Annotated in this window: 14 protein-coding genes, 4 tRNA genes and 1 other RNA gene; 6 read left to right on the forward strand and 13 right to left on the reverse strand. The window is 72.1% G+C overall.

Annotation, left to right across the window (positions count from 1 at the left end):
- Window positions 1-311: 311 nt before the first annotated feature.
- Window positions 312-566 carry a DUF3073 domain-containing protein gene (locus tag ACZ4VA_RS32255; RefSeq protein WP_355791219.1) on the forward strand — a complete coding sequence of 85 codons (255 nt, stop codon included), beginning with the start codon at window positions 312-314 and terminating at the stop codon, window positions 564-566.
- Window positions 567-674: 108 nt separating this feature from the next.
- Here the strand turns inward: ACZ4VA_RS32255 and purM are convergent, their stop codons facing one another.
- The 6 genes from purM to purS form a co-directional block, all read right to left on the reverse strand.
- Window positions 675-1,742, reverse strand: a complete 1,068-nt coding sequence (gene purM, locus ACZ4VA_RS32260; protein ID WP_356238145.1) for a phosphoribosylformylglycinamidine cyclo-ligase — start codon at window positions 1,740-1,742, stop codon at window positions 675-677.
- Window positions 1,743-1,787: 45 nt separating this feature from the next.
- Window positions 1,788-3,314: an amidophosphoribosyltransferase gene (gene purF / locus ACZ4VA_RS32265; RefSeq protein ID WP_356163576.1), complete on the reverse strand. Its 1,527-nt coding sequence runs from the start codon at window positions 3,312-3,314 to the stop codon at window positions 1,788-1,790.
- A 266-nt stretch (window positions 3,315-3,580) separates the two neighbouring features.
- On the reverse strand, window positions 3,581-4,378 hold the full coding sequence (locus ACZ4VA_RS32270; protein WP_355795449.1) for a maleylpyruvate isomerase family mycothiol-dependent enzyme: 798 nt from the start codon (window positions 4,376-4,378) through the stop codon (window positions 3,581-3,583).
- Window positions 4,379-4,557: 179 nt separating this feature from the next.
- Window positions 4,558-6,816 carry a phosphoribosylformylglycinamidine synthase subunit PurL gene (purL, locus tag ACZ4VA_RS32275; protein WP_389390207.1) on the reverse strand — a complete coding sequence of 753 codons (2,259 nt, stop codon included), beginning with the start codon at window positions 6,814-6,816 and terminating at the stop codon, window positions 4,558-4,560.
- The gene (gene purQ / locus ACZ4VA_RS32280) at window positions 6,813-7,493 is read right to left on the reverse strand and encodes a phosphoribosylformylglycinamidine synthase subunit PurQ (protein ID WP_356163577.1); all 681 of its coding nucleotides are present in this window, start codon (window positions 7,491-7,493) and stop codon (window positions 6,813-6,815) included. The genes purL and purQ overlap by 4 nt, the downstream gene beginning before the upstream one ends.
- A complete protein-coding gene (gene purS, locus ACZ4VA_RS32285) occupies window positions 7,490-7,741 on the reverse strand; it encodes a phosphoribosylformylglycinamidine synthase subunit PurS (protein ID WP_121404865.1) in 252 nt (83 codons plus the stop codon). The genes purQ and purS overlap by 4 nt, the downstream gene beginning before the upstream one ends.
- Window positions 7,742-8,102: 361 nt before the next feature.
- On the opposite strand from purS, the gene ACZ4VA_RS32290 reads away from it, so the two are divergent.
- From ACZ4VA_RS32290 to ACZ4VA_RS32305, 4 genes are all read left to right on the forward strand, one after another.
- Entirely contained in the window at window positions 8,103-8,420 is a 318-nt protein-coding gene (locus ACZ4VA_RS32290) for a histone-like nucleoid-structuring protein Lsr2 (RefSeq protein ID WP_355788774.1), read from the forward strand.
- Between the two features lie 159 nt (window positions 8,421-8,579).
- Window positions 8,580-8,651: transfer RNA gene (locus ACZ4VA_RS32295), tRNA-Gly, on the forward strand.
- 79 nt (window positions 8,652-8,730) lie between these two features.
- A tRNA-Gly gene (locus ACZ4VA_RS32300) sits at window positions 8,731-8,806 on the forward strand.
- A gap of 304 nt (window positions 8,807-9,110) precedes the next feature.
- Window positions 9,111-9,186: transfer RNA gene (locus tag ACZ4VA_RS32305), tRNA-Gly, on the forward strand.
- A 43-nt stretch (window positions 9,187-9,229) separates the two neighbouring features.
- On the opposite strand, the gene ACZ4VA_RS32310 is transcribed toward ACZ4VA_RS32305, so the two are convergent.
- The 6 genes from ACZ4VA_RS32310 to ffs form a co-directional block, all read right to left on the reverse strand.
- A complete protein-coding gene (locus ACZ4VA_RS32310; protein WP_468083524.1) occupies window positions 9,230-10,129 on the reverse strand; it encodes a phosphoribosylaminoimidazolesuccinocarboxamide synthase in 900 nt (299 codons plus the stop codon).
- 241 nt (window positions 10,130-10,370) lie between these two features.
- Window positions 10,371-11,897: a N,N-dimethylformamidase beta subunit family domain-containing protein gene (locus ACZ4VA_RS32315; protein WP_468083526.1), complete on the reverse strand. Its 1,527-nt coding sequence runs from the start codon at window positions 11,895-11,897 to the stop codon at window positions 10,371-10,373.
- Window positions 11,898-12,070: 173 nt separating this feature from the next.
- Window positions 12,071-13,945 carry a hypothetical protein gene (locus ACZ4VA_RS32320; RefSeq protein ID WP_468083683.1) on the reverse strand — a complete coding sequence of 625 codons (1,875 nt, stop codon included), beginning with the start codon at window positions 13,943-13,945 and terminating at the stop codon, window positions 12,071-12,073.
- 403 nt (window positions 13,946-14,348) lie between these two features.
- On the reverse strand, window positions 14,349-15,602 hold the full coding sequence (gene purD / locus ACZ4VA_RS32325) for a phosphoribosylamine--glycine ligase (protein WP_468083528.1): 1,254 nt from the start codon (window positions 15,600-15,602) through the stop codon (window positions 14,349-14,351).
- Window positions 15,603-16,481: 879 nt separating this feature from the next.
- Window positions 16,482-18,776, reverse strand: a complete 2,295-nt coding sequence (locus ACZ4VA_RS32330; protein WP_468083530.1) for a DNA polymerase III subunit gamma and tau — start codon at window positions 18,774-18,776, stop codon at window positions 16,482-16,484.
- Between the two features lie 117 nt (window positions 18,777-18,893).
- Window positions 18,894-18,988, reverse strand: an RNA gene (ffs, locus tag ACZ4VA_RS32335) — signal recognition particle sRNA small type.
- A 72-nt stretch (window positions 18,989-19,060) separates the two neighbouring features.
- Between ffs and ACZ4VA_RS32340 the strand changes: the two genes are divergently transcribed.
- Window positions 19,061-19,148, forward strand: a tRNA-Ser gene (locus ACZ4VA_RS32340).
- Window positions 19,149-19,223: 75 nt separating this feature from the next.
- On the opposite strand, the gene ACZ4VA_RS32345 is transcribed toward ACZ4VA_RS32340, so the two are convergent.
- A complete protein-coding gene (locus tag ACZ4VA_RS32345) occupies window positions 19,224-19,961 on the reverse strand; it encodes an SDR family oxidoreductase (protein ID WP_356163580.1) in 738 nt (245 codons plus the stop codon).
- Between the last annotated feature and the right edge of the window lie 4 nt (window positions 19,962-19,965).

A 19,965-nucleotide genomic window follows, 5' to 3' on the forward strand; every position in this document is an offset into this window, starting at 1 on the left:
CGCGGGCCGGCCCCTCGGGCGCCTGACACACCCTTGTCAGGGACCCGCCGACGCGTACTTCGAGAGAACTCTCACGTCCGTCGGCGGGTCGTGCGCCGAGAAGAGGTTAAAATCGCCGTTGACCAGCGGGGAAAGGGCACCTCGCGGGTTCTGGGCGAAGGCGCGTCCTGCGGGCGACGTACCGTATGGCCGCGGGCTCAGGTACCGTGGAAGCCCTACGGACCGGTCTCTCCACGGAGAGTCCGTTCCAGATCATGAACGCGTGTCAAGACTCTGGGGCCGTCGAGCCCCGTCACCGAGGGGGTCGAGCCATGGGGCGCGGCCGGGCCAAGGCCAAGCAGACGAAGGTCGCCCGCCAGCTGAAGTACAACAGCGGCGGGACTGACCTGTCGCGTCTGGCCAACGAGCTGGGCGCTTCGACTTCGAGCCAGCCGCCTAACGGCGAGCCGTTCGAGGACGATGACGAGGAAGACGACCCGTACGCCCAGTACGCGGATCTCTACAACGACGACGACGAGGACGAGGACGATCAGTCCGGTCCCCAGTCGCATCGTCGTGGCGCGTAGCGCTTGCAGCGGGCTCAGCAGGTTCCACGGCATCCGTAGGAACTCGTAGCACTTCACCCGGTCCGGGGCCTCAGCGCCGGACCGGGTTCAGTGCTGTCCCGGCCTGTCTCAGCTCGCGTAGTCACCCACGAGCGCCGCGCCCGTGGTGTGCTCGCCGCGCTCGGTGATCTCGCCCGCGATCCAGGCGTCCACGCCCCGGTCCGCGAGGGTGGCGAGCGCCGCGTCCGCCGACTCCTCCGGGACCACGGCGATCATTCCGACGCCCATGTTCAGCGTCTTCTCCAGCTCCAGCCGCTCCACCTGACCGGTCCGGCCGACCAGGTCGAAGACCGGGGCCGGGGTCCAGGTCTCACGGTCCACGATCGCGTGCAGCCCGTCCGGGACCACCCGGGCCAGGTTGGCCGCCAGGCCGCCGCCCGTGACGTGGGAGAAGGCGTGCACGTCGGTCGTGCGGGTGAGCGCCAGGCAGTCCAGCGAGTAGATCTTGGTGGGCTCCAGGAGTTCCTCACCGAGCGTCCGGCCGAACTCCTCGATCCGCTGGTCCAGGCTGAGGTTGCCCCGGTCGAAGAGCACGTGCCGCACCAGCGAGTACCCGTTCGAGTGAAGGCCGGAGGACGCCATGGCGATCACCGCGTCACCCTTACGGATGCGATCCGCGCCGAGGAGCCGGTCGGCCTCGACCACGCCCGTGCCCGCGCCGGCGACGTCGAAGTCGTCCGGGCCTAGGAGACCCGGGTGCTCGGCCGTCTCGCCGCCCACCAGGGCGCAGCCGGCGAGGACACAGCCCTCGGCGATGCCCTTCACGATGGCGGCGACCCGCTCCGGGTGGACCTTGCCGACGCAGATGTAGTCGGTCATGAAGAGCGGCTCGGCCCCGCACACCACGATGTCGTCCATGACCATCGCGACCAGGTCGTGGCCGATGGTGTCGTACACGCCGAGCTGCCGGGCGAGGTCGACCTTCGTGCCGACGCCGTCGGTGGCGGAGGCGAGCAGCGGGCGCTCGAAGCGCTTGAGGGCGGAGGCGTCGAAGAGGCCGGCGAACCCGCCGAGGCCGCCGAGGACCTCGGGGCGCTGCGTCTTCTTCACCCACTCCTTCATCAGCTCGACGGCGCGGTCGCCCGCTTCGATGTCGACGCCCGCGGCTGCGTAGCTGGCACCTGTGGTCTCAGACATGGCTGTGAGAACTTTCGTGTCGTACAGCTGTAGTGCTGCGGAGTCTTACGGGCGACGGATCGCGTCGGCCGCGGCCGTCGCGGCGGGACCCGCCGCGAGCTCGGTCTCCAGAAGCTGCTTGCCCAGCAGTTCCGGGTCGGGGAGCTCCATCGGGTACTCGCCGTCGAAGCAGGCGCGGCAGAGGTTCGGCTTGGCGATGGTGGTCGCCTCGATCATGCCGTCGAGGGAGATGTACGAGAGGGAGTCGGCGCCCAGGGACGTGCCGATCTCGTCGATCGACATGCCGTTGGCGATCAGCTCGGCCCGGGTCGCGAAGTCGATACCGAAGAAGCAGGGCCACTTCACGGGCGGCGAGGAGATCCGGATGTGGACCTCGGCGGCGCCGGCCTCGCGGAGCATGCGGACCAGGGCGCGCTGGGTGTTGCCGCGCACGATCGAGTCGTCGACGACGACCAGGCGCTTGCCCTTGATGACTTCCTTGAGCGGGTTCAGCTTCAGACGGATGCCGAGCTGGCGGATCGTCTGCGAGGGCTGGATGAAGGTCCGGCCGACGTACGCGTTCTTCACGAGACCCGCACCGAAGGGGATGCCGGATGCCTCGGCGTAACCGATCGCGGCGGGCGTCCCGGATTCCGGAGTCGCTATGACCAGATCGGCGTCGACGGGAGCTTCCTTGGCCAGCTTGCGGCCCATCTCGACACGCGAGAGGTACACGTTCCGGCCGGCGATGTCCGTGTCCGGGCGGGCCAGGTAGACGTACTCGAAGACGCAGCCCTTGGGCTTTGCCTCCGCGAACCGCGACGTCCGCAGGCCGTTCTCGTCGATGGCGACGAACTCGCCCGGCTCGATCTCGCGCACATAGGCGGCGCCGCAGATGTCCAGGGCGGCGGACTCGGAGGCCACCACCCAGCCGCGCTCCAGCCGGCCGAGGACCAGCGGGCGGATGCCCTGCGGGTCGCGGGCCGCGTACAGGGTGTGCTCGTCCATGAAGACGAGGCTGAAGGCGCCCTTGACCTGCGGAAGGATCTTGGCGGAGGCCTCCTCGATGGTCAGCGGCTTGCCGTCGTCGTCCACCTGGGCGGCGAGGAGCGCTGTGAGGAGGTCGGTGTCGTTGGTGGCCGCGACCCGGGTGGTCCGGCCGTCCTGCTTGGGGAGGTCGGCGACCATCTCGGCGAGCTGCGCCGTGTTGACCAGGTTGCCGTTGTGGCCGAGCGCGATCGAGCCGTGCGCGGTGGCACGGAACGTCGGCTGGGCGTTCTCCCACACGGAGGCACCGGTGGTCGAGTAGCGGGCGTGACCGACCGCGATATGACCCTGGAGCGAACCGAGAGAGGTCTCGTCGAAGACCTGGGACACGAGGCCCATGTCCTTGAAGACGAGGATCTGGGAGCCGTTGCTGACCGCGATCCCCGCGGATTCCTGACCTCGATGCTGGAGGGCGTAGAGCCCGAAGTAAGTGAGCTTGGCGACCTCTTCGCCCGGAGCCCAGACACCGAAGACGCCGCAAGCGTCCTGGGGGCCTTTCTCACCGGGGAGCAGATCATGATTGAGTCGACCGTCACCACGTGGCACGCCTCCGAGTGTAGGCGAGATCGAGTACTGGTCCGAATTGGGTACGGCGGGTCACCGGGCGTCACACGACGGCCACGACCACCGAGCTCGTATCGTTTGCGCAGGTCAGAGCGGGTGCGTGGAGGCCGGAGCGGTCCCGTGCCGGCCTGGCGGGGGGCGTGCGGGGGCTCCGTCCGGCGTCCGTGAGTGAGCCGTCGCACATCAATCTGGTGCGGACGGGGGCTCCGAGGGTGATATGTCCGTCGCGGACGGCGACACCCGGCCGCTCACTTCATCAGCGGCAGCAGCCCCGACAGGTCCGCGCGCTCCCCGCTCGCGCTGACCTTGGCCTCGTCCAGTGCCGTACGCCAGGCGATCCGGCCCGTCGCGAGCCTGATCCACGTCAGCGGGTCGGTCTCCACGACGTTCGGCGGGGTGCCGCGGGTGTGCCGGGGGCCCTCGACGCACTGCACCACGGCGAACGGCGGGATCCGCACCTCCGTGGAGGCCCCCGGCGCCTTCAGGGCGAGGGCGTCGGCGAGCAGCCGGGTGCAGGCGGCGAGGGCCTGCCGGTCGCGGGGGATGTCGAGGCCGGGCACGGCGCGGTTCAGGTCGTCGGTGTGCACGACGAGTTCGACGGTACGGGTGACCAGGAAGTCGGCGAGGGTCATGGCACCGGCGCGGAGGTCGACGATCCGGGTCCCGGGGGCGGCGGCCAGGCGCTCGGCGAGGCGCTCCTCGGTACGGGCGAACAGCGCGTCGAGGTCCGGGGTGCCGGCGGCGAGCCGGCGGACACCGTCGGCGATGGCCTCCGCGAAGCCGGCGCTCCCGAACAGCAGGTCCACGAGGGAGAGTTCCGCCTTGCGCGGTTCGTCCCGGTCCAGGGCGCGGCTGACGGCCTCCACGGTCATCGTGACGTGGACGGCCAGCTCCCGCACGGTCCAGTCGCCCAGGCCCGAGGGCAACGCCAACTGCTCGTCGTCGAGGGCCCGTACGGCCTCGCGCACGTTCCCGAACTGGGCGGAGACGGCGGCGCGGATCTTGGCGGGGTCGTAGCTGCGGGTGCGTTTCCTGGCCGGTGGCATGATCCTCAGCCTAGATCCTGGGCGCCGGGGGCGACCGGGGTTCTCCCGCCGCCGGCGTCGGGTCCCGCTCCGCACCCAACGGCGAAGGCCCCGCCCGGAGAACAGCCCGGACGGGACCTTCACACAGGTACCGCCGCTCGGTCACCGCCCGGGGCGGCACCCTGTGCGGCAGAGGACGCCTACGCCAGCAGCGCGGGGATCGTCCCCTCGTGCGCCGTGCGCAGCTCGTCCAGGGAGAGCGCGAACTCGCCCTGGACCTCGACCGTGTCGCCGTCGACGACACCGATGCGGGTGACGGGCAGACCCCGCGCGCCGCACATGTCGTTGAAGCGCAGCTCCTCCGAGCGCGGGACGGCGACGACCGCGCGGCCCGCCGACTCCGAGAACAGGAGGGTGAACGCGTCCAGGCCGTCGGGCACGATCAGCCGCGCGCCCTTGCCGCCGAGCAGCGCCGACTCGACCACGGCCTGGATCAGACCGCCGTCGGACAGGTCGTGCGCGGAGTCGATCATGCCGTCACGGGACGCCGAGATGAGGATCTCGGCGAGCAGCCGCTCCCGCTCCAGGTCGACCCGCGGCGGGAGACCGCCCAGGTGGTCGTGGACGACCTGCGACCAGGCCGAACCGCCGAACTCCTCGTGGGTGTCGCCGAGCAGGTAGAGGAGCTGGCCCTCTTCCTGGAAGGCGACCGGCGTACGGCGGGCGACGTCGTCGATGACACCGAGCACGGCCACGACCGGCGTCGGGTGGATGGCGGCCTCGCCGGTCTGGTTGTAGAGCGAGACGTTGCCGCCGGTCACCGGGGTGCCGAGCTGCTGGCAGCCGTCGGCGAGTCCGCGGATGGCCTCGGCGAACTGCCACATGACGGCCGGGTCCTCGGGCGAACCGAAGTTCAGGCAGTCGGAGACGGCGAGCGGCTTGGCGCCGGTCGTCGCCACGTTGCGGTACGCCTCGGCCAGCGCGAGCTGCGCGCCGGTGTACGGGTCGAGCTTGGCGAAGCGGCCGTTGCCGTCGGTGGCGATGGCGACGCCGAGCCCGGTCTCCTCGTCGATGCGGATCATGCCCGAGTCCTCGGGCTGCGCCAGCACCGTGTTTCCCTGCACGAAGTGGTCGTACTGGGAGGTGATCCAGGACTTGGACGCCTGGTTCGGGGAGGAGACGAGCGCGAGGACCTGCTCCCTGAGCTCGTCGGAGCCGGCGGGCCGGGGCAGCTTGTTCGCGTCGTCGGCCTGGAGGGCGTCCTGCCACTCGGGACGGGCGTACGGGCGCTCGTAGACCGGGCCGTCGTGCGCGACCGTGCGCGGGTCGACGTCGACGATCTTGCCGCCGTGCCAGTAGATCTCCAGGCGGTCGCCGTCGGTGACCTCACCGATGACGGTCGCGATGACGTCCCACTTGTCGCAGATCTCCAGGAACCGGGCGACCTTCTCCGGCTCGACGACCGCGCACATGCGCTCCTGCGACTCGCTCATGAGGATCTCCTCGGGCGAGAGTGTGGAGTCGCGCAGCGGTACGTCGTCCAGGGTGACGCGCATGCCGCCCGAGCCGTTCGAGGCCAGCTCGGAGGTGGCGCAGGACAGGCCGGCCGCGCCGAGGTCCTGGATGCCGACGACCAGCTTCTCGGCGAAGGCCTCCAGGGTGCACTCGATGAGGAGCTTCTCCTGGAAGGGATCGCCGACCTGGACGGCGGGGCGCTTCGAGGGCTTGGCGTCGTCGAAGGTCTCCGAGGCCAGGATCGAGGCGCCGCCGATGCCGTCGCCGCCGGTGCGGGCCCCGTAGAGGATGACCTTGTTGCCGGCGCCGGACGCCTTCGCGAGGTGGATGTCCTCGTGCTTCATCACGCCGATGGCACCGGCGTTGACCAGCGGGTTGCCCTGGTAGCAGGCGTCGAAGACGACCTCGCCGCCGATGTTCGGCAGGCCCAGGCAGTTGCCGTAGCCGCCGATGCCGGCGACGACGCCGGGCAGCACGCGCTTGGTGTCGGGGTGGTCGGCCGCGCCGAAGCGCAGCGGGTCCACGACCGCGACCGGGCGGGCGCCCATCGCGATGATGTCGCGCACGATGCCGCCGACACCCGTGGCCGCGCCCTGGTAGGGCTCGACGTAGGAGGGGTGGTTGTGCGACTCGACCTTGAAGGTGACCGCGTAGCCCTGGCCGACGTCGACGACACCGGCGTTCTCGCCGATGCCGACGAGCAGCGCGTCGGACTGCGGGGCCTTCTCGCCGAACTGGCGCAGGTGGACCTTGGAGGACTTGTACGAGCAGTGCTCGGACCACATGACCGAGTACATGGCGAGCTCGGCGCCGGTGGGCCGGCGGCCGAGGATCTCCACGACCCGCTCGTACTCGTCCTTCTTCAGGCCGAGTTCGGCCCAGGGCAGCTCGACGTCAGGGGTAGCGGCCGCGTTCTCGACCGTGTCCAGAGGCGTGCGGCTCATGCGTTGACCAGCTTCTTGAGGATCGAGGTGAAGAAGGGGAGGCCGTCGGTGCGGCCGCTGCCGATGAGCGGCTCGACGGCGTGCTCGGGGTGCGGCATGAGGCCGACCACGTTCCCGGCCTCGTTGGTGATCCCGGCGATGTCCCGCAGCGAACCGTTGGGGTTGAAGCCGACGTAGCGGAACGCGACCCGGCCCTCGGCCTCCAGCTGGTCGAGCGTGCGCTCGTCGGCGACGTAGCGCCCGTCCATGTTCTTCAGCGGGATGTGGATCTCCTGGCCCGACTCGTAGTCGGTGGTCCAGGCGGTGTCCGCGTTCTCCACCCGCAGCTTCTGGTCACGGCAGATGAAGTGCAGGTGGTCGTTGCCGAGCATCGCGCCGGGCAGCAGGTGGGCCTCGGTGAGGATCTGGAAGCCGTTGCAGATGCCGAGGACCGGCAATCCCGACTTCGCCTGCTCGATCAGCGGCTCCATCACGGGCGAGAAGCGGGCGATGGCGCCGGCACGCAGATAGTCGCCGTAGGAGAAACCCCCGCACAGCACCACGGCGTCGACCTGCTTGAGGTCCTTGTCCTTGTGCCAGAGAGCGACGGGTTCGGCACCGGCGAGCCGGATCGCGCGCTGCGTGTCCCGGTCGTCGAGGCTGCCCGGAAAGGTGACGACTCCAATACGAGCGGTCACTTCTCTTCCTCCACCTTCACGGTGAAGTCCTCGATCACGGTGTTGGCGAGGAAGGATTCCGCCAGTTCGTGGATGCGGGCGAGAGCGGCGTCGTCCACCGGTCCGTCCACTTCGAGTTCGAATCGCTTTCCCTGACGTACGTCGGAGACACCGTCGAAACCGAGGCGCGGCAGTGCACGCTGCACCGCCTGGCCCTGGGGGTCGAGGATCTCCGGCTTGAGCATGACGTCGACTACGACGCGTGCCACTGGCACTCCCGGTGTGTGGTGCTGAGCAGGTCCCTTCAGACTACCCGTACAAAATTTCTACTCGCGTAGATTCGTAGAATCCTACGTGACCCCGATCACGATCCGGCATCGGCGCGAGGGCGCCCACGGAAAATCCTGGGAAAAACCGCAGAAGACCGGTGGCACCCCATTGCCTCTGGACACGCGGGGGGATTTAGTCGGGCTTCACAATGCAATGCCGGGCACTGTACAAAGGAAAAGGCATTAGCCGATACTTTGCCCAATAACAGCCGGACAGTCGACATCTCTCCGCCCACTTCACGACGTCAGAGCACGTCATGGCGCGTGATCGCGGAGGAGTCGCACGAAGGGACCGATATTCGTGGCGCAGCGTGTCGTGGTCACTCTCTTTGACGACATCGACGGCTCGGAAGCGGCGGAGACGATCGCCTTCGGACTCGACGGCAAGTCGTACGAGATCGACCTCAATCCCGCCAATGCAGAAAAACTGCGTGAGGCCCTCGCGCCCTACGTCGAGGCCGGCCGCAAGCGCGCCAGGTCCGGCAAGGCGTACACGCACACGGCACTGACCCCGGACCCCGCCGCCGTCCGGGCCTGGGCCCGCTCCAACAAGCTGGACGTGCCGCCGCGCGGCCGCATCCCGCAGAAGGTCTACGAGGCGTTCGCCGAGGCGCACTGAAACCGGCGTCCCCCGTTCGGGGGACCCGGCCTCCCGGGCCTGACGAGGGGCCGTCAGCGGACCCTGGGGGCAGCCGACTTGCGCTGCCCCCCTGCTGGTCAGCTAGAGTCTGGAACACGCCGAGGGGCGAGGCCGAAAGGCCGGAGCCCACGAGGTCGTGCGGGTGTAGTTCAGTAGTAGAACATCCCCCTTCCAGGGGGAAGGCGCAGTGTGCAATTCCTGTCACCCGCTCCGCATCGCTTACCCACCACTCTTGTGGATCAGGTAAGGTGGTGCTCGCGCCGATCGGTGAGAGCCGGTCGGAGGCAATGCGAACGTAGCTCAGTTGGTAGAGCGCAACCTTGCCAAGGTTGAGGTCGCGAGTTCGAACCTCGTCGTTCGCTCCACAAAGAAGACCCCGGTCCATGACCGGGGTCTTCTGCTGTACCCGCTCGCCCTGTCCGCGGCCTTCGCGAATGCCGCGCGGTGATGTGAGCACGGCCACAGACTTTCCCTCGCCGCGCATCGGGAACGACCCGCGGGGCGCTGTACGCCCTCTTCCGCATACGCCCGCGTGTCCGCCGAGTTGGCCCGTCCCGGGGCGGACCGGCGAGCGCTCGGAGCGGGTCCGGAGGCGGCGGCCGAGCAGCCGGCAGGGCGTCCACGGCACCCGGGAGGTTGGGTATAGTAGCTGTCGCGCCACGGCGCAGTGCGGACGTAGCTCAGTTGGTAGAGCGCAACCTTGCCAAGGTTGAGGTCGCGAGTTCGAGCCTCGTCGTCCGCTCCATATGAAGAAGCCCCCGGCCTCGGCCGGGGGCTTCTTCGTGCGTTCAGGACCAGCTCGTACCGGTCAGCCGCTCGAACGCCTCGATGTACTTGGCGCGGGTCGCCTCCACCACGTGGGCGGGCAGCGCGGGCGGGGGCAGCTCGCTCTTGCGGTCCCAGCCGGACTCCGCAGAGGTCAGCCAGTCGCGGACGAACTGCTTGTCGTACGACGGCTGCGCGTGACCCGGCTCCCACTCGTCGGCCGGCCAGAAGCGGGAGGAGTCCGGGGTGAGCACCTCGTCGGCGAGGACGAGCGTCTCTCCCTCGAAGCCGAACTCGAACTTGGTGTCCGCGAGAACGATGCCCCGGTCGCGGGCGATGTCACGGGCGCGGCCGTAGACGGCGAGCGTCGTCTGGCGGAGCTGGGCCGCGGTCTCGGCGCCGACCTGGCGGGCGACCTCCTCGTAGGAGACGTTCTCGTCGTGCTCGCCGACCGCCGCCTTCGTGGCCGGGGTGAAGATCGGGGCGGGCAGCTCCGAGCCGTCCACGAGGCCCTCGGGGAGGGCGAGGCCGCAGACCGTGCGGGACTCGTCGTACTCGACCAGGCCGGAGCCGGTCAGGTAGCCGCGCGCGACGCACTCCACGGGGACCATCCGCAGCGACTTGCAGACCAGGGTGCGGCCCGCCCAGTCGGCGGGGGCGCCCGGCGGGAGCTCGGTGCTAAGGACGTGGTTGGGGGCGAGGTCCGCGAGCTGGTCGAACCACCACAGCGACAGCTGGGTGAGGACGCGGCCCTTGTCGGGGATCTCGGTCGGGAGCACCCAGTCGTAGGCGGAGATGCGGTCGCTGGCGACCATCACGAGGTCGCCCGCCTCGTTCTGGTACAGGTCGCGCACCTTGCCGGTGTGCAGGTGCACCAGACCCGGCACCTGAAGGGGCTCGGGCTTTTCGGCGAATCCGGACACGGTTCCTCCCCGTGGTTGAAGAAAAAGGGGCGCCCGCGGGCCCGAAGAGGCTGCGGTGGGCGACGGGTGGGCCCAGGTGGCTCGATTCTCCCGTATGCGGCGACCGGTCCGGGCCACGGGGTGCGCGGCGGGAGCGCGGGTCGCGGGTGGTCCGGGGTGTGGCCGGAGGGGTGTGGCCGGTGGCCCGGGGCGCGGGGGAAGGGAGGGGCCGAAGGGGAGCGCGGTGCGGGAGGGGTGCCTCTCAGTCGCGTTTGCAGATGCGGTCCAGGAGGTTCGCCGTGGCGCGCTGGACACGTGTGTCGACGTGGCCGGGCCGGTCCAGGGCCGGGGACCAGGCGAACGTTCCGGACGCGAAGACCAGGGCGCCGGACGCGGCACGGTAGACGGAGGTCTCCTGGTGGCGGGTGACGCCCTCGCTGTCCGCGTACGGGGAGTGGGCCAGCAGGATGCGGCCCTGGTGCTCGGGGAGCGGGGTGCGCGGGAAGTAACGGTCCGCCTCGCCGGCGACCAGGCCCGGGAGCTCGTCCCCCTCGTGGGCGCCGGTCGCCTCCCACAGCCAGTGGTCCGCGTTCCTGACGACGAGGGGGTGGGGCTCCGGGACGCGGCCCGCGTACTGGATGCCGATCAACTGCTGTTCCGGGCGGTCGATCTCCCGCCAGAGCGCCGGCTTTCCGGGGCCCTTGCGCTTGCGGCAGGTCAGCAGCCGGTCCGGGACGCCCGACGGGGACGGGCCCAACTCCACCTGCCAGTACATGGTGTTGGCGGAGAGGAAGACGAGCGAGGTGCCGTGGTCGCGGGCGCGCTCCACGGCACGGCGCATGGCGGGCGACCAGTACTCGTCGTGGCCGGGGAACACCAGGCCCCGGTAGCGGGTGGGGTCGACCCGGCCGGCGTGCAGGTCGCGGGCGTCGGCGTAGGCGAGGTCGTAGCCGTAGCGCTCGGCCCAGCGGATGAAGTCGTAGGCGTGCCCCACGTGCAGGGGCAGTCCGGCGCCCGCGTACGGGCGGTCGAAGGAGATCGTCGTCGCCGCGTCGGCCTCGCCGAGCAGCTGGCCGTCCTCGTCCCACGCGTGGTAGAGGCTGGCGCCCGTGCGGCCGTCCTCCGGGTAGAGGTTGTACGCCTGCCACGTGATGTCCGGGAGCAGAAGCAGCAGGTCGGCCGGCTGTTCGTCGCGGACCGTGAAGGGGACGTGGGAACGGTAGCCGTCGGCGGTGGTGAGCACGGCGACGTACGCGCCGACCGACCAGTACGTCGGGACCTGCAGCCGCCAGGACAGCCACCAGTGGTGGCAGGAGACCGTGCGGTCGGCGGTGAGCGGGGGCGGCTGGACGATGCCGGAGAGGCGCGGGCTGGTGGTGATCTTCGAGGCGCCGTCGCCGCCGTAGTGGCCGATGCGGTAGATGTCGACGCTGAATTCCTGCGGCGGGTCGACCGTGATGTGGAAGTCGATGGCCTCGCCGGGGGTGGCCGCGCCGGTGGACGTGAACCCCTTGATCTGGCGGCGGACGTCGTCGGCGGAGCGGGGTCCCGGGGTCGTGGGGCGGGAGCGCAACGGGCGGGGACGCGGGACGCCTCGGCCAGGGCGGGCGGTGGCCTGCGCTCCGGGGAGGTCGTCGACGGCGTCGATGTACCAGGGGACGACCTGGCCGGTGTCGCCGAAGTACTGCTCGTCACCGCGGAGCCACGGGACGGGGCCCTGACCGAAGGGGTCCGTCACGGCGTGCGCCAGTGCTCCCGACTCCCAGCGGCGGATCTGTTCCGACCCCATGTGTCCTCCCCTCCCCAGCGCCCCCGTCACCGTTGCGTTTCCTGCCCTGTGCGCGATCGGTCCCAGCACATCACATAACGCGCGCACTCCGTCACCGTTCGTCGCGAATTGACGTGAACGGAACGGGAGGCTCCGCCAAGGTCGAACGCAACCGTCAGCGCGGGAGGGCGCCCTCAGACCAGCCGGACGGGTTTCTCGGGGCGGACGCCCGTCTGGTGCAGCCAGGTCTTCAGGGGGGCCGGGTCGCCGGTCTCGACCAGGGCGAGGACGCGGGGGCCGAGGTCGGCGGCACGCTCACCGTCGACGAGGAGGGAGGGGCCGTCGAGCCAGTCGAGGCCCGGTATCGCGCCCGCCGTGTCCATCGCGGCGCAGCAGACCATCGCGGTGACGTGGTCGGCCAGCAGGTCCCGGCCCGTGCGGGGCGGCTGCAGGGGGAAGAGCGGAAGCATCCCGTCCTCCCACAGCGCGCTGTCGGGGCCGCCCTGCTCCACGCCGGACGCGGGGACGGGTCCCGCGGCCGCCTCCTCGCGCGCCACCTCCGCGCTGAGGGCGGCGGCCAGCGCCGCCGTCCGCTCGTTGCCCAGCGGGTCTTCGTCCTCTTCGTCCTCTTCGTCGTCGCCGTCCAGGCCCCCGCCGGGCGCGACACCGTCCGCCTGCCCCCCGCCGGCTATGCCCCCGTCGCCGGCGCCCGTGTCCGGTTCCCCGTACGGAGGGGGCGTCACCGCGGCGGCGGGGTCCGGCCCGTCACCGGCGGCGGTCGTCAGGTGCTCCATGACCCGGGACAGGGTCGGGCCGGGGCCGCCGGGCTCCGCCGGGCCGCCGGAGGGGCGGACGCCCTGGGCGTCGAGGACGCGGTGGAGGCGGGCCGCGTCGGTCCGCCACTTCCGGTCGACGACCTCCTCCGGGTACTCCTGCCAGTTCACCGGCGCCCAGTCCGGGCCTCGCTCGGCGGGGCCGCCGTGGAAGAGGCGGGCGGCGAGGAGGGAGGCCGCCTCGTCGACCGCGCCGGGCTCTTCGAGGAGGTCGCAGGCCGGGCGCTCGCCCAGCCGGGAGGCGAAGCCCTCCGCGAGGCGGTCACGGCGCGAGAGTTCGGTGAGGGCCGCCACGACGCCCGCGTCCAGGCGGGAGGGCCAGCGGCCCATGCGCCAGGCGGGCAGCGCGACCCGGGTCAGCAGCCGGTCCCAGCCCGCGTACGCGAGCCCGACCTGCTCCTGGGCGACGATCCGCAGTCCGTAGTCCACGGTCTGCGCACGCTCGGCGGCGGCCGCCGCCACCCCCCGCTCCATCTCCGCCGCGTGCCCGCGGCAGCTGCGCAGGAGCAGCCGGACCACCCAGCCGGCGCCGCCGAGCACCGTCCGGACGAGGGGACCCCGGGTCGGTGCGGACGTCACGGCCACGGCCGCGTCCAGGCCGCGTACGAAACGGCGGGCCGCGGCTATGTCCGGGTGGGCGGAGGGGCCCGTGCCCGCGACGACGGGGGCGAGGACCGCGCGCAGCTCCCCCACCCTCATCCACCACAGGAACGGCGAGCCGATGACGAGGACGGGCGTGGCGGTGCTCCGGCGGTGCGCGTGCCTCGTGGCCCGGCCGAGACCGCCGGACAGCGCGGAGAGGCGGCCGCCGCGGCGCTGCGGGGGCCTGCCCTGCGCCGGGTGCGTGCGGTCCTCCAGCCAGCTGTCGCAGTCCGGGGTGAGCGCTATCGCGGAGGGGACCGGGACGTCGAGCCGGTCGGCCAGGTCGCGCACCATCCGGTACAGGTCGGGCGCCGAGGTCTCGACGACCGGCACCGTCGGGCTCATCGCCGGCCGGGCCCGGGAGACCACCAATGCGATACCGGCGGCCGCCAGCAGGACGACCACGGCCAGGGCGGTCACGACCCGGCGGGCCGTCCCCCAGCCGCCGCCGACGAGATGGCCCGTGGACCCGCCGACGAGCAGCACGACGGCGACGGCCGCGGGCAGCAGGGCGACGGCCAGCGCCCTGCTGCGGATACGCAGCACGGCGAGAGCCCGGGAGCGCGCCGCCAGCGCGCCCACCTCCACACCCATACCGGTCACGACCGGATGCCACCCCCTACCGTCTCGCCCGGGGCCCGCCGTGACAGTGGCTGTCACGGTCGGCGCCGGGGCATCTGCTGGCGTTGCTCATCCCCCCACTGTGGCACCCGCCACCGACATCGCAATGCCGGTGGGCCAAGTGCCGGAACGCTTGCGCCGCACCCTAGTTGGGGCCTCGGCCCCAGTCAGCCGGATGGGGCATCGGTCACTCGATGGAATGGCTTTGGGGAGAGCTGGATGACAGTGGGCAACGATCAGGCCCCGGATCCCAAGGGGAATCCGGGGCCTGAGGTGGCGGGCCGTGGGTGACGGAGCGTGTCCGTCACCGTCGTGCCGCGGGCCGGTAGGCGATCGGGGTGCCGGGCGGCGTCCGCGCGCCGCCCACCTCCCCGTTCTACGCTTCCGCCGCCGCGTTCGCCGCGATGTCGGTGCGGTGCTGGGAGCCGTCGAGACGGATCCGGGAGAGCGCCGTGTACGCACGGTCGCGGGCCTGCGTGAGGTCGTCGCCGACGGCCGTGACGGACAGGACGCGACCGCCCGCGCTGACCACCGCGTCACCGTCGCGCTTCGTCCCGGCGTGCAGGACGTACGCGTTCGGCGCGTCCTGGGCCGCCACCTCGTCGAGGCCGGTGATCGCGTCGCCGGTGCGCGGGGTGCCGGGGTAGTTGTGCGACGCCACGACCACGGTGACGGCCGCCTCCTCGCTCCAGCGCAGGGGCGGGAGGAAGGCGAGGTTGCCGGTGGCCGCGGCGAGCAGCAGACCCGCGAGCGGGGTCCTGAGGCGGGCGAGGACCACCTGGGTCTCCGGGTCGCCGAAGCGCGCGTTGAACTCGATGACCCGCACGCCGCGGCTGGTGATCGCGAGGCCCGCGTAGAGAAGGCCGGAGAACGGCGTACCGCGGCGGCGCAGCTCGTCGACGGTCGGCTGGAGGACGGTCTCCATGACCTCGTCGACCAGCTTCGGGTCCGCCCAGGGCAGGGGCGAGTACGCGCCCATGCCGCCGGTGTTCGGGCCCTCGTCGCCGTCCAGGGCGCGCTTGAAGTCCTGGGCCGGCTGGAGCGGGACCACGGTCTCGCCGTCGGTGACCGCGAAGAGGGAGACCTCGGGGCCGTCGAGGAACTCCTCGATGACGACGCGGTCGCAGGCGTTGGCGTGGGCCCGGGCGGCGTCGAGGTCGTCGGTGACGACGACGCCCTTGCCGGCGGCGAGGCCGTCGTCCTTCACCACGTACGGGGCGCCGAAGGCGTCGAGCGCCTCCTCGACCTCGTCCGGCGTCGTGCAGACGTAAGAGCGCGCCGTGGGGACGCCGGCGGCGGCCATGACGTCCTTAGCGAAGGCCTTGGAGCCCTCCAGCTGCGCCGCCTCCTTGGAGGGGCCGAAGCAGGGGATGCCCGCCTCGCGCACGGCGTCGGCGACTCCCGCGACGAGCGGGGCCTCCGGGCCCACGATCACCAGCTCGGCGCCGAGGCGCGCGGCCAGCGTGGCCACGGCGGCACCGTCGAGGGCGTCGACCGGGTGCAGCTCGGCCGTCTCCGCGATGCCTGCGTTCCCGGGGGCGCAGTGCAGTGCGGTGACGTCGGGGTCGTGGGACAGGGAGTGGCACAGGGCGTGTTCGCGGGCGCCGCTACCGATGACAAGGACCTTCACGGGGGTCAGCCTAACCGTCCCGGGCGAGTGCCTTTGTAGAGGATTCCGAGGCGTGGACGCGGGCGGGTTGGTGTGAATCTCCAGTTGGGGGTGGGGGTTACGGGGGCGGGGCGGGATTGAGGGTGAGGTTCGGGGGTGGGGTGCGGTGGGGGGGGAGGGCAGGGCTGCGGGACTTGGGGAGCCGGAGGCCGGGGAGTGGGGGCGCGGTCTGCGCGGGGCGGGGACACGGTCGCAGGCGCCCGGGGGGCCGGGGTTGCGGTCGCGTCGCCTTGGCGGCGCGGGGCGGGGACACGGTCGCAGGCGCCCGGGGGGCCGGGGTTGCGGTCGCGTCGCGTTGGCGTGGGCCGAAGTTACGGCTGTACGGCGCCCGGTGGGCCAGGGCCACGGCCGCAGGCGGCCGGGGTGGGGCATGGCCACGCCCGCCGGGGGCCGAGGGATGGCCGCAGCGTCGGCTCAGCGTGGGCGGCGGCGTGGCCCAAGGCCACGGCTGTAGGGCCCTCGACGTGGGCGGGGTCACAGCCGCACCGCGTCGGTGTGGGTGTGGGCGGTGGGCGTGGGCGTGGGCCGGAGCATCGCCTGCACGGCATCGGCGTAGGCCGGGGATCAGGCGTACGGCGCCTGCGGGGGCCTGGGCCACAGCCGCACCACGTTGGCGTGGGCGTGAGCCGCGCCTCCGGAGCCGTACCGCATCGGCGAGGCCCGGATCAGGACCGCATGCCGTCGGCGTGAGCCAGAGCCACGGCCGTACGGCGCCGACGTGGGCCGGGGCAACAGCCGCACCGCGCCTGCGTGAACCGGAGTCGCGGCCGTACGACATCGGGTGAGCCGGGGACGGGCCGCACGGCATCGGCGTCGGACTGAGCCGGGGCCGGGGTCGGGCTACTCGTGCGAGACCTCTTCGACCACCGTCGCGCCCAGTTCGCGGACGATCAGGTCGTGGCCCGAGAGGGCGGACTCGTCCAGGTCGGGGTCGTCGTCCTCCGGGGTGTCGTCCTCGGGTGAGACGGGGGGCGGGGGCTCCGCCGCGGGCGGGGCCGGTCTCGGGGCGGACGCGGACGGGCCCGAGGACGCCGGGCCCTGCGAAGGGGCGGGGCGGGCCGCCGGGGCCGGCTGCTGCGGGGCGGGACGGGGCGCCGCCGGCCCCCCACCGTGCCCACCGCCGAAACCGGGGCCCGGCGCGGGAGGCGGCGCCGAGCCGCCCGACGGGTCGACGATGGCGTCGATCTTCCACTGCACGTTGAACTGCTCGGCCAGCGCCTGCTTCAGCACGTCCTCGCTGCCGCTGCTCGCGAAGTTGTCCCTGGCGCCCGCGTTGACGAAGCCGATCTGGAGGGTCGTGCCGTCGAAGCCGGTCACCTGCGCGTTCTGGCTGAGCAGGATCCAGGTGAAGCGGCGCCGGTTCTTCACCGCCTCCAGGATGTTCGGCCAGAGCGTGCGCGGGTCGGGGCCGCCGGGCACGGGGGCGGAGGGGGCGGGCGCGGCGGCTGCCGGAGCCGGGGCGGGTGCGGGCGCGGGCGCGGCCGACGGGGCCGGGGTCGCGGGCGGGCCCGAGGGTGCCTGGCCACCGGCGGGCGTGGTGGTGGGCCAGCCGCCGGGGCGCCGGGCGCCTCCGCTGCCCGCAGCCGTCGCGGTGGGCCAGGCGCCGGGGGCGGGGGCGGCGGGCCGGTCCGGCTGGGCAGGCGGGGCCGCCGGGGCCGGAGCCTGGACGGGCGCCTGCGCCGCGACCGGGGCGGGGGCGGGCGTAGGCGTGGGCTCCGGCTGGACCGGGGTCGGGGCGGGAGCCGGTGGCTGTGCCAGGGCGCCGGTGTCCGTCGCGGGACCGCCGGTCCCCGGAGCCGCGCCGGCCGACCGCACGGCGGCCCGGGCCGCGGCGGCACCGCCTCCCGGGGGCACGGCGGGTCCGCCGCCCGGCGCCGGTGCGGGAGCGGCCGCCTGCGCGAGCGGTGCGCCGTGAGCGTCCGGGCCCGGTGCGGGCACGTATCCCATGGCGGGGGCGGTGCCGGCCCCGGTGAAGTTCACCCCGCGCTCGATGCGGTCCAGCCGGGCCATGACGGAGCGCTCGTCCCCGTAGGCGGCGGGCAGCAGCACGCGCGCGCAGATGAGCTCCAGCTGGAGCCGCGGCGAGGTGGCGCCGCGCATCTCGGTCAGTCCCTCGTTCACGAGGTCGGCTGCACGGCTCAGCTCGGCGGCGCCGAAGACGGCGGCCTGGGCCTGCATCCGCTCCACGACGTCGGCGGGGGCGTCGATGAGCCCCTTCTCCGCGGCGTCCGGCACGGCCGCCAGGATCACCAGGTCCCGCAGGCGCTCCAGCAGGTCGGCGACGAACCGGCGGGGGTCGTTGCCCCCCTCGATGATGCGGTCCACCACCTCGAAGGCCGCCGCCCCGTCCCCGGAGGCGAACGCCTCGACCACGGAGTCCAGCAGCGACCCGTCCGTGTAACCGAGCAGGGAGGTCGCCATGGCGTATGTCACACCGGCGTCGCCCGCTCCGGCGAGCAGCTGGTCCATGACGGACATGGAGTCACGCACGGAACCGGCACCCGCGCGCACGACCAGCGGCAGCACGCCGTCCTCCACGGGGATGCCCTCGCTGCCGCAGACCTCGCCGAGGTACGTGCGCAGGGTCCCGGGCGGCACCAGACGGAAGGGGTAGTGGTGGGTCCGCGAACGGATCGTCCCGATGACCTTCTCGGGCTCGGTCGTGGCGAAGATGAACTTGAGGTGCTCCGGGGGCTCCTCGACCACCTTCAGCAGCGCGTTGAAGCCGGCCGGCGTGACCATGTGGGCCTCGTCGATGATGTAGATCTTGTACCGGCTGCTCGCGGGGCCGAAGAATGCCTTTTCCCGCAGGTCACGGGCGTCGTCCACGCCTCCGTGGGACGCGGCGTCGATCTCGATGACGTCGATGGAACCCGGCCCGTTCCTGGCCAGGTCGCGGCAGGACTGGCACTCGCCGCAAGGTGTCGGCGTAGGACCCTGCTCGCAGTTCAGACAGCGGGCGAGGATGCGCGCGCTCGTGGTCTTACCGCACCCACGCGGACCGCTGAACAGGTACGCGTGATTGACCCGGTTGTTCCGCAGCGCCTGCTGCAACGGGTCGGTGACATGCTCCTGCCCGATGACCTCGGCGAACGACTCCGGGCGATAGCGGCGGTACAGCGCGAGAGACGACACGCATACGAGGTTATAGGCGCCCACTGACAACCCGGACCGCCCGGAAGCGACCCCCGCTCCGGACCCGCCCGCCCTTCGGGACCACCGGCCGACCGCCGGCCGCACGGCCCCGGGAACGCAGACGCCCCCCACGCACCCGCCAGAGCCAACCTACCCTTGCTGCCTTCCGGCCCTGGGGGAGTTCAGTCAGATAGCGCCACGTGAGGGGCTCCGCACAGGTTACCTGATCCTGGCGGTGAGAACGAGTTCGCGAGCACTCCTCAACGTCTTGTATTGTTTGCCGCGGAGGATTCGCCTAGAGGCCTAGGGCGCACGCTTGGAAAGCGTGTTGGGGGCAACCCCTCACGAGTTCGAATCTCGTATCCTCCGCCAGTGCCTCACCGGGCACTAACGTCGAAGGGCCCCACCGCGAGGTGGGGCCCTTCGACGTTGTCCGTCCTATTCGGTTCAGAACATGCCTCCACCGGCGCCGATCGTCTGGCCGGTGATCCAGCGGCCCTGGTCGGAGACCAGGAAGCGGACGATGTCGGCGATGTCCTCCGGCTGTCCGACGCGGCCGAGCGGCGTGTTCGCGACCTCGGCGTCGATCACCGCCTGTCCCGCGGCGACCAGGGCCGGCGTCAGGACGGCGCCGGGCAGCACGCTGTTGACCGTGATGCCGCGGGGGCCGACCTCGTGCGCGAGCACCCGGACCAAGTGGTCGACGGCGGCCTTGCTGGCCGCGTAGACGCCGGTTCCGGTGCGCGGCATCCGCGTCAGCCCGGCCGAGATGGCGACGATCCGCCCGCCGTCGGGGAGCCGGAGCGCGGCCTCGCGCAGCGCGATGAACCCCGCCCGCGCGTTCACGGCGAACATCGCGTCGAACTGCTCGTCGGTCGTGTCGACGATCGTGCCGTGGTTCACGTTGGCGGCGTTCAGCACCACGATGTCGAGGCCGCCGAACTCCTTCTCCGCGAAGTCGAACAGCCCGCGCAGCTGCGCGGCGTCGGCGATGTCGGCCGGAGCGGCCACCGCGGTGCCGCCGGCCCCCTTGATTCCGCGTACGACGTCCTCGGCGTCCTGGCGCTCCGACGGGTAGTAGTGGACGACCACGCTCGCCCCGTCTCCGGCCAGGCGTTCCGCGATCGTCCTGCCGATTCCCCGCGACGCTCCCGTCACGAGCGCGACCTTGCTGTGCACTGCCATCGAA

This window comes from Streptomyces sp. NPDC028308 (assembly GCF_055565855.1).

What these genes read in the sequence shown, in the direction of transcription:
- ACZ4VA_RS32255 (WP_355791219.1), top strand. Translation starts at nt 312, where the DNA reads ATGGGGCGCGGCCGGGCCAAGGCCAAGCAGACGAAGGTCGCCCGCCAG.
- purM (WP_356238145.1), bottom strand. Translation starts at nt 1,742, where the DNA reads ATGTCTGAGACCACAGGTGCCAGCTACGCAGCCGCGGGCGTCGACATC.
- ACZ4VA_RS32270 (WP_355795449.1), bottom strand. Translation starts at nt 4,378, where the DNA reads ATGCCACCGGCCAGGAAACGCACCCGCAGCTACGACCCCGCCAAGATC.
- purL (WP_389390207.1), bottom strand. Translation starts at nt 6,816, where the DNA reads ATGAGCCGCACGCCTCTGGACACGGTCGAGAACGCGGCCGCTACCCCT.
- ACZ4VA_RS32315 (WP_468083526.1), bottom strand. Translation starts at nt 11,897, where the DNA reads ATGGGGTCGGAACAGATCCGCCGCTGGGAGTCGGGAGCACTGGCGCAC.
- ACZ4VA_RS32320 (WP_468083683.1), bottom strand. Translation starts at nt 13,945, where the DNA reads ATGGGTGTGGAGGTGGGCGCGCTGGCGGCGCGCTCCCGGGCTCTCGCC.
- ACZ4VA_RS32345 (WP_356163580.1), bottom strand. Translation starts at nt 19,961, where the DNA reads ATGGCAGTGCACAGCAAGGTCGCGCTCGTGACGGGAGCGTCGCGGGGA.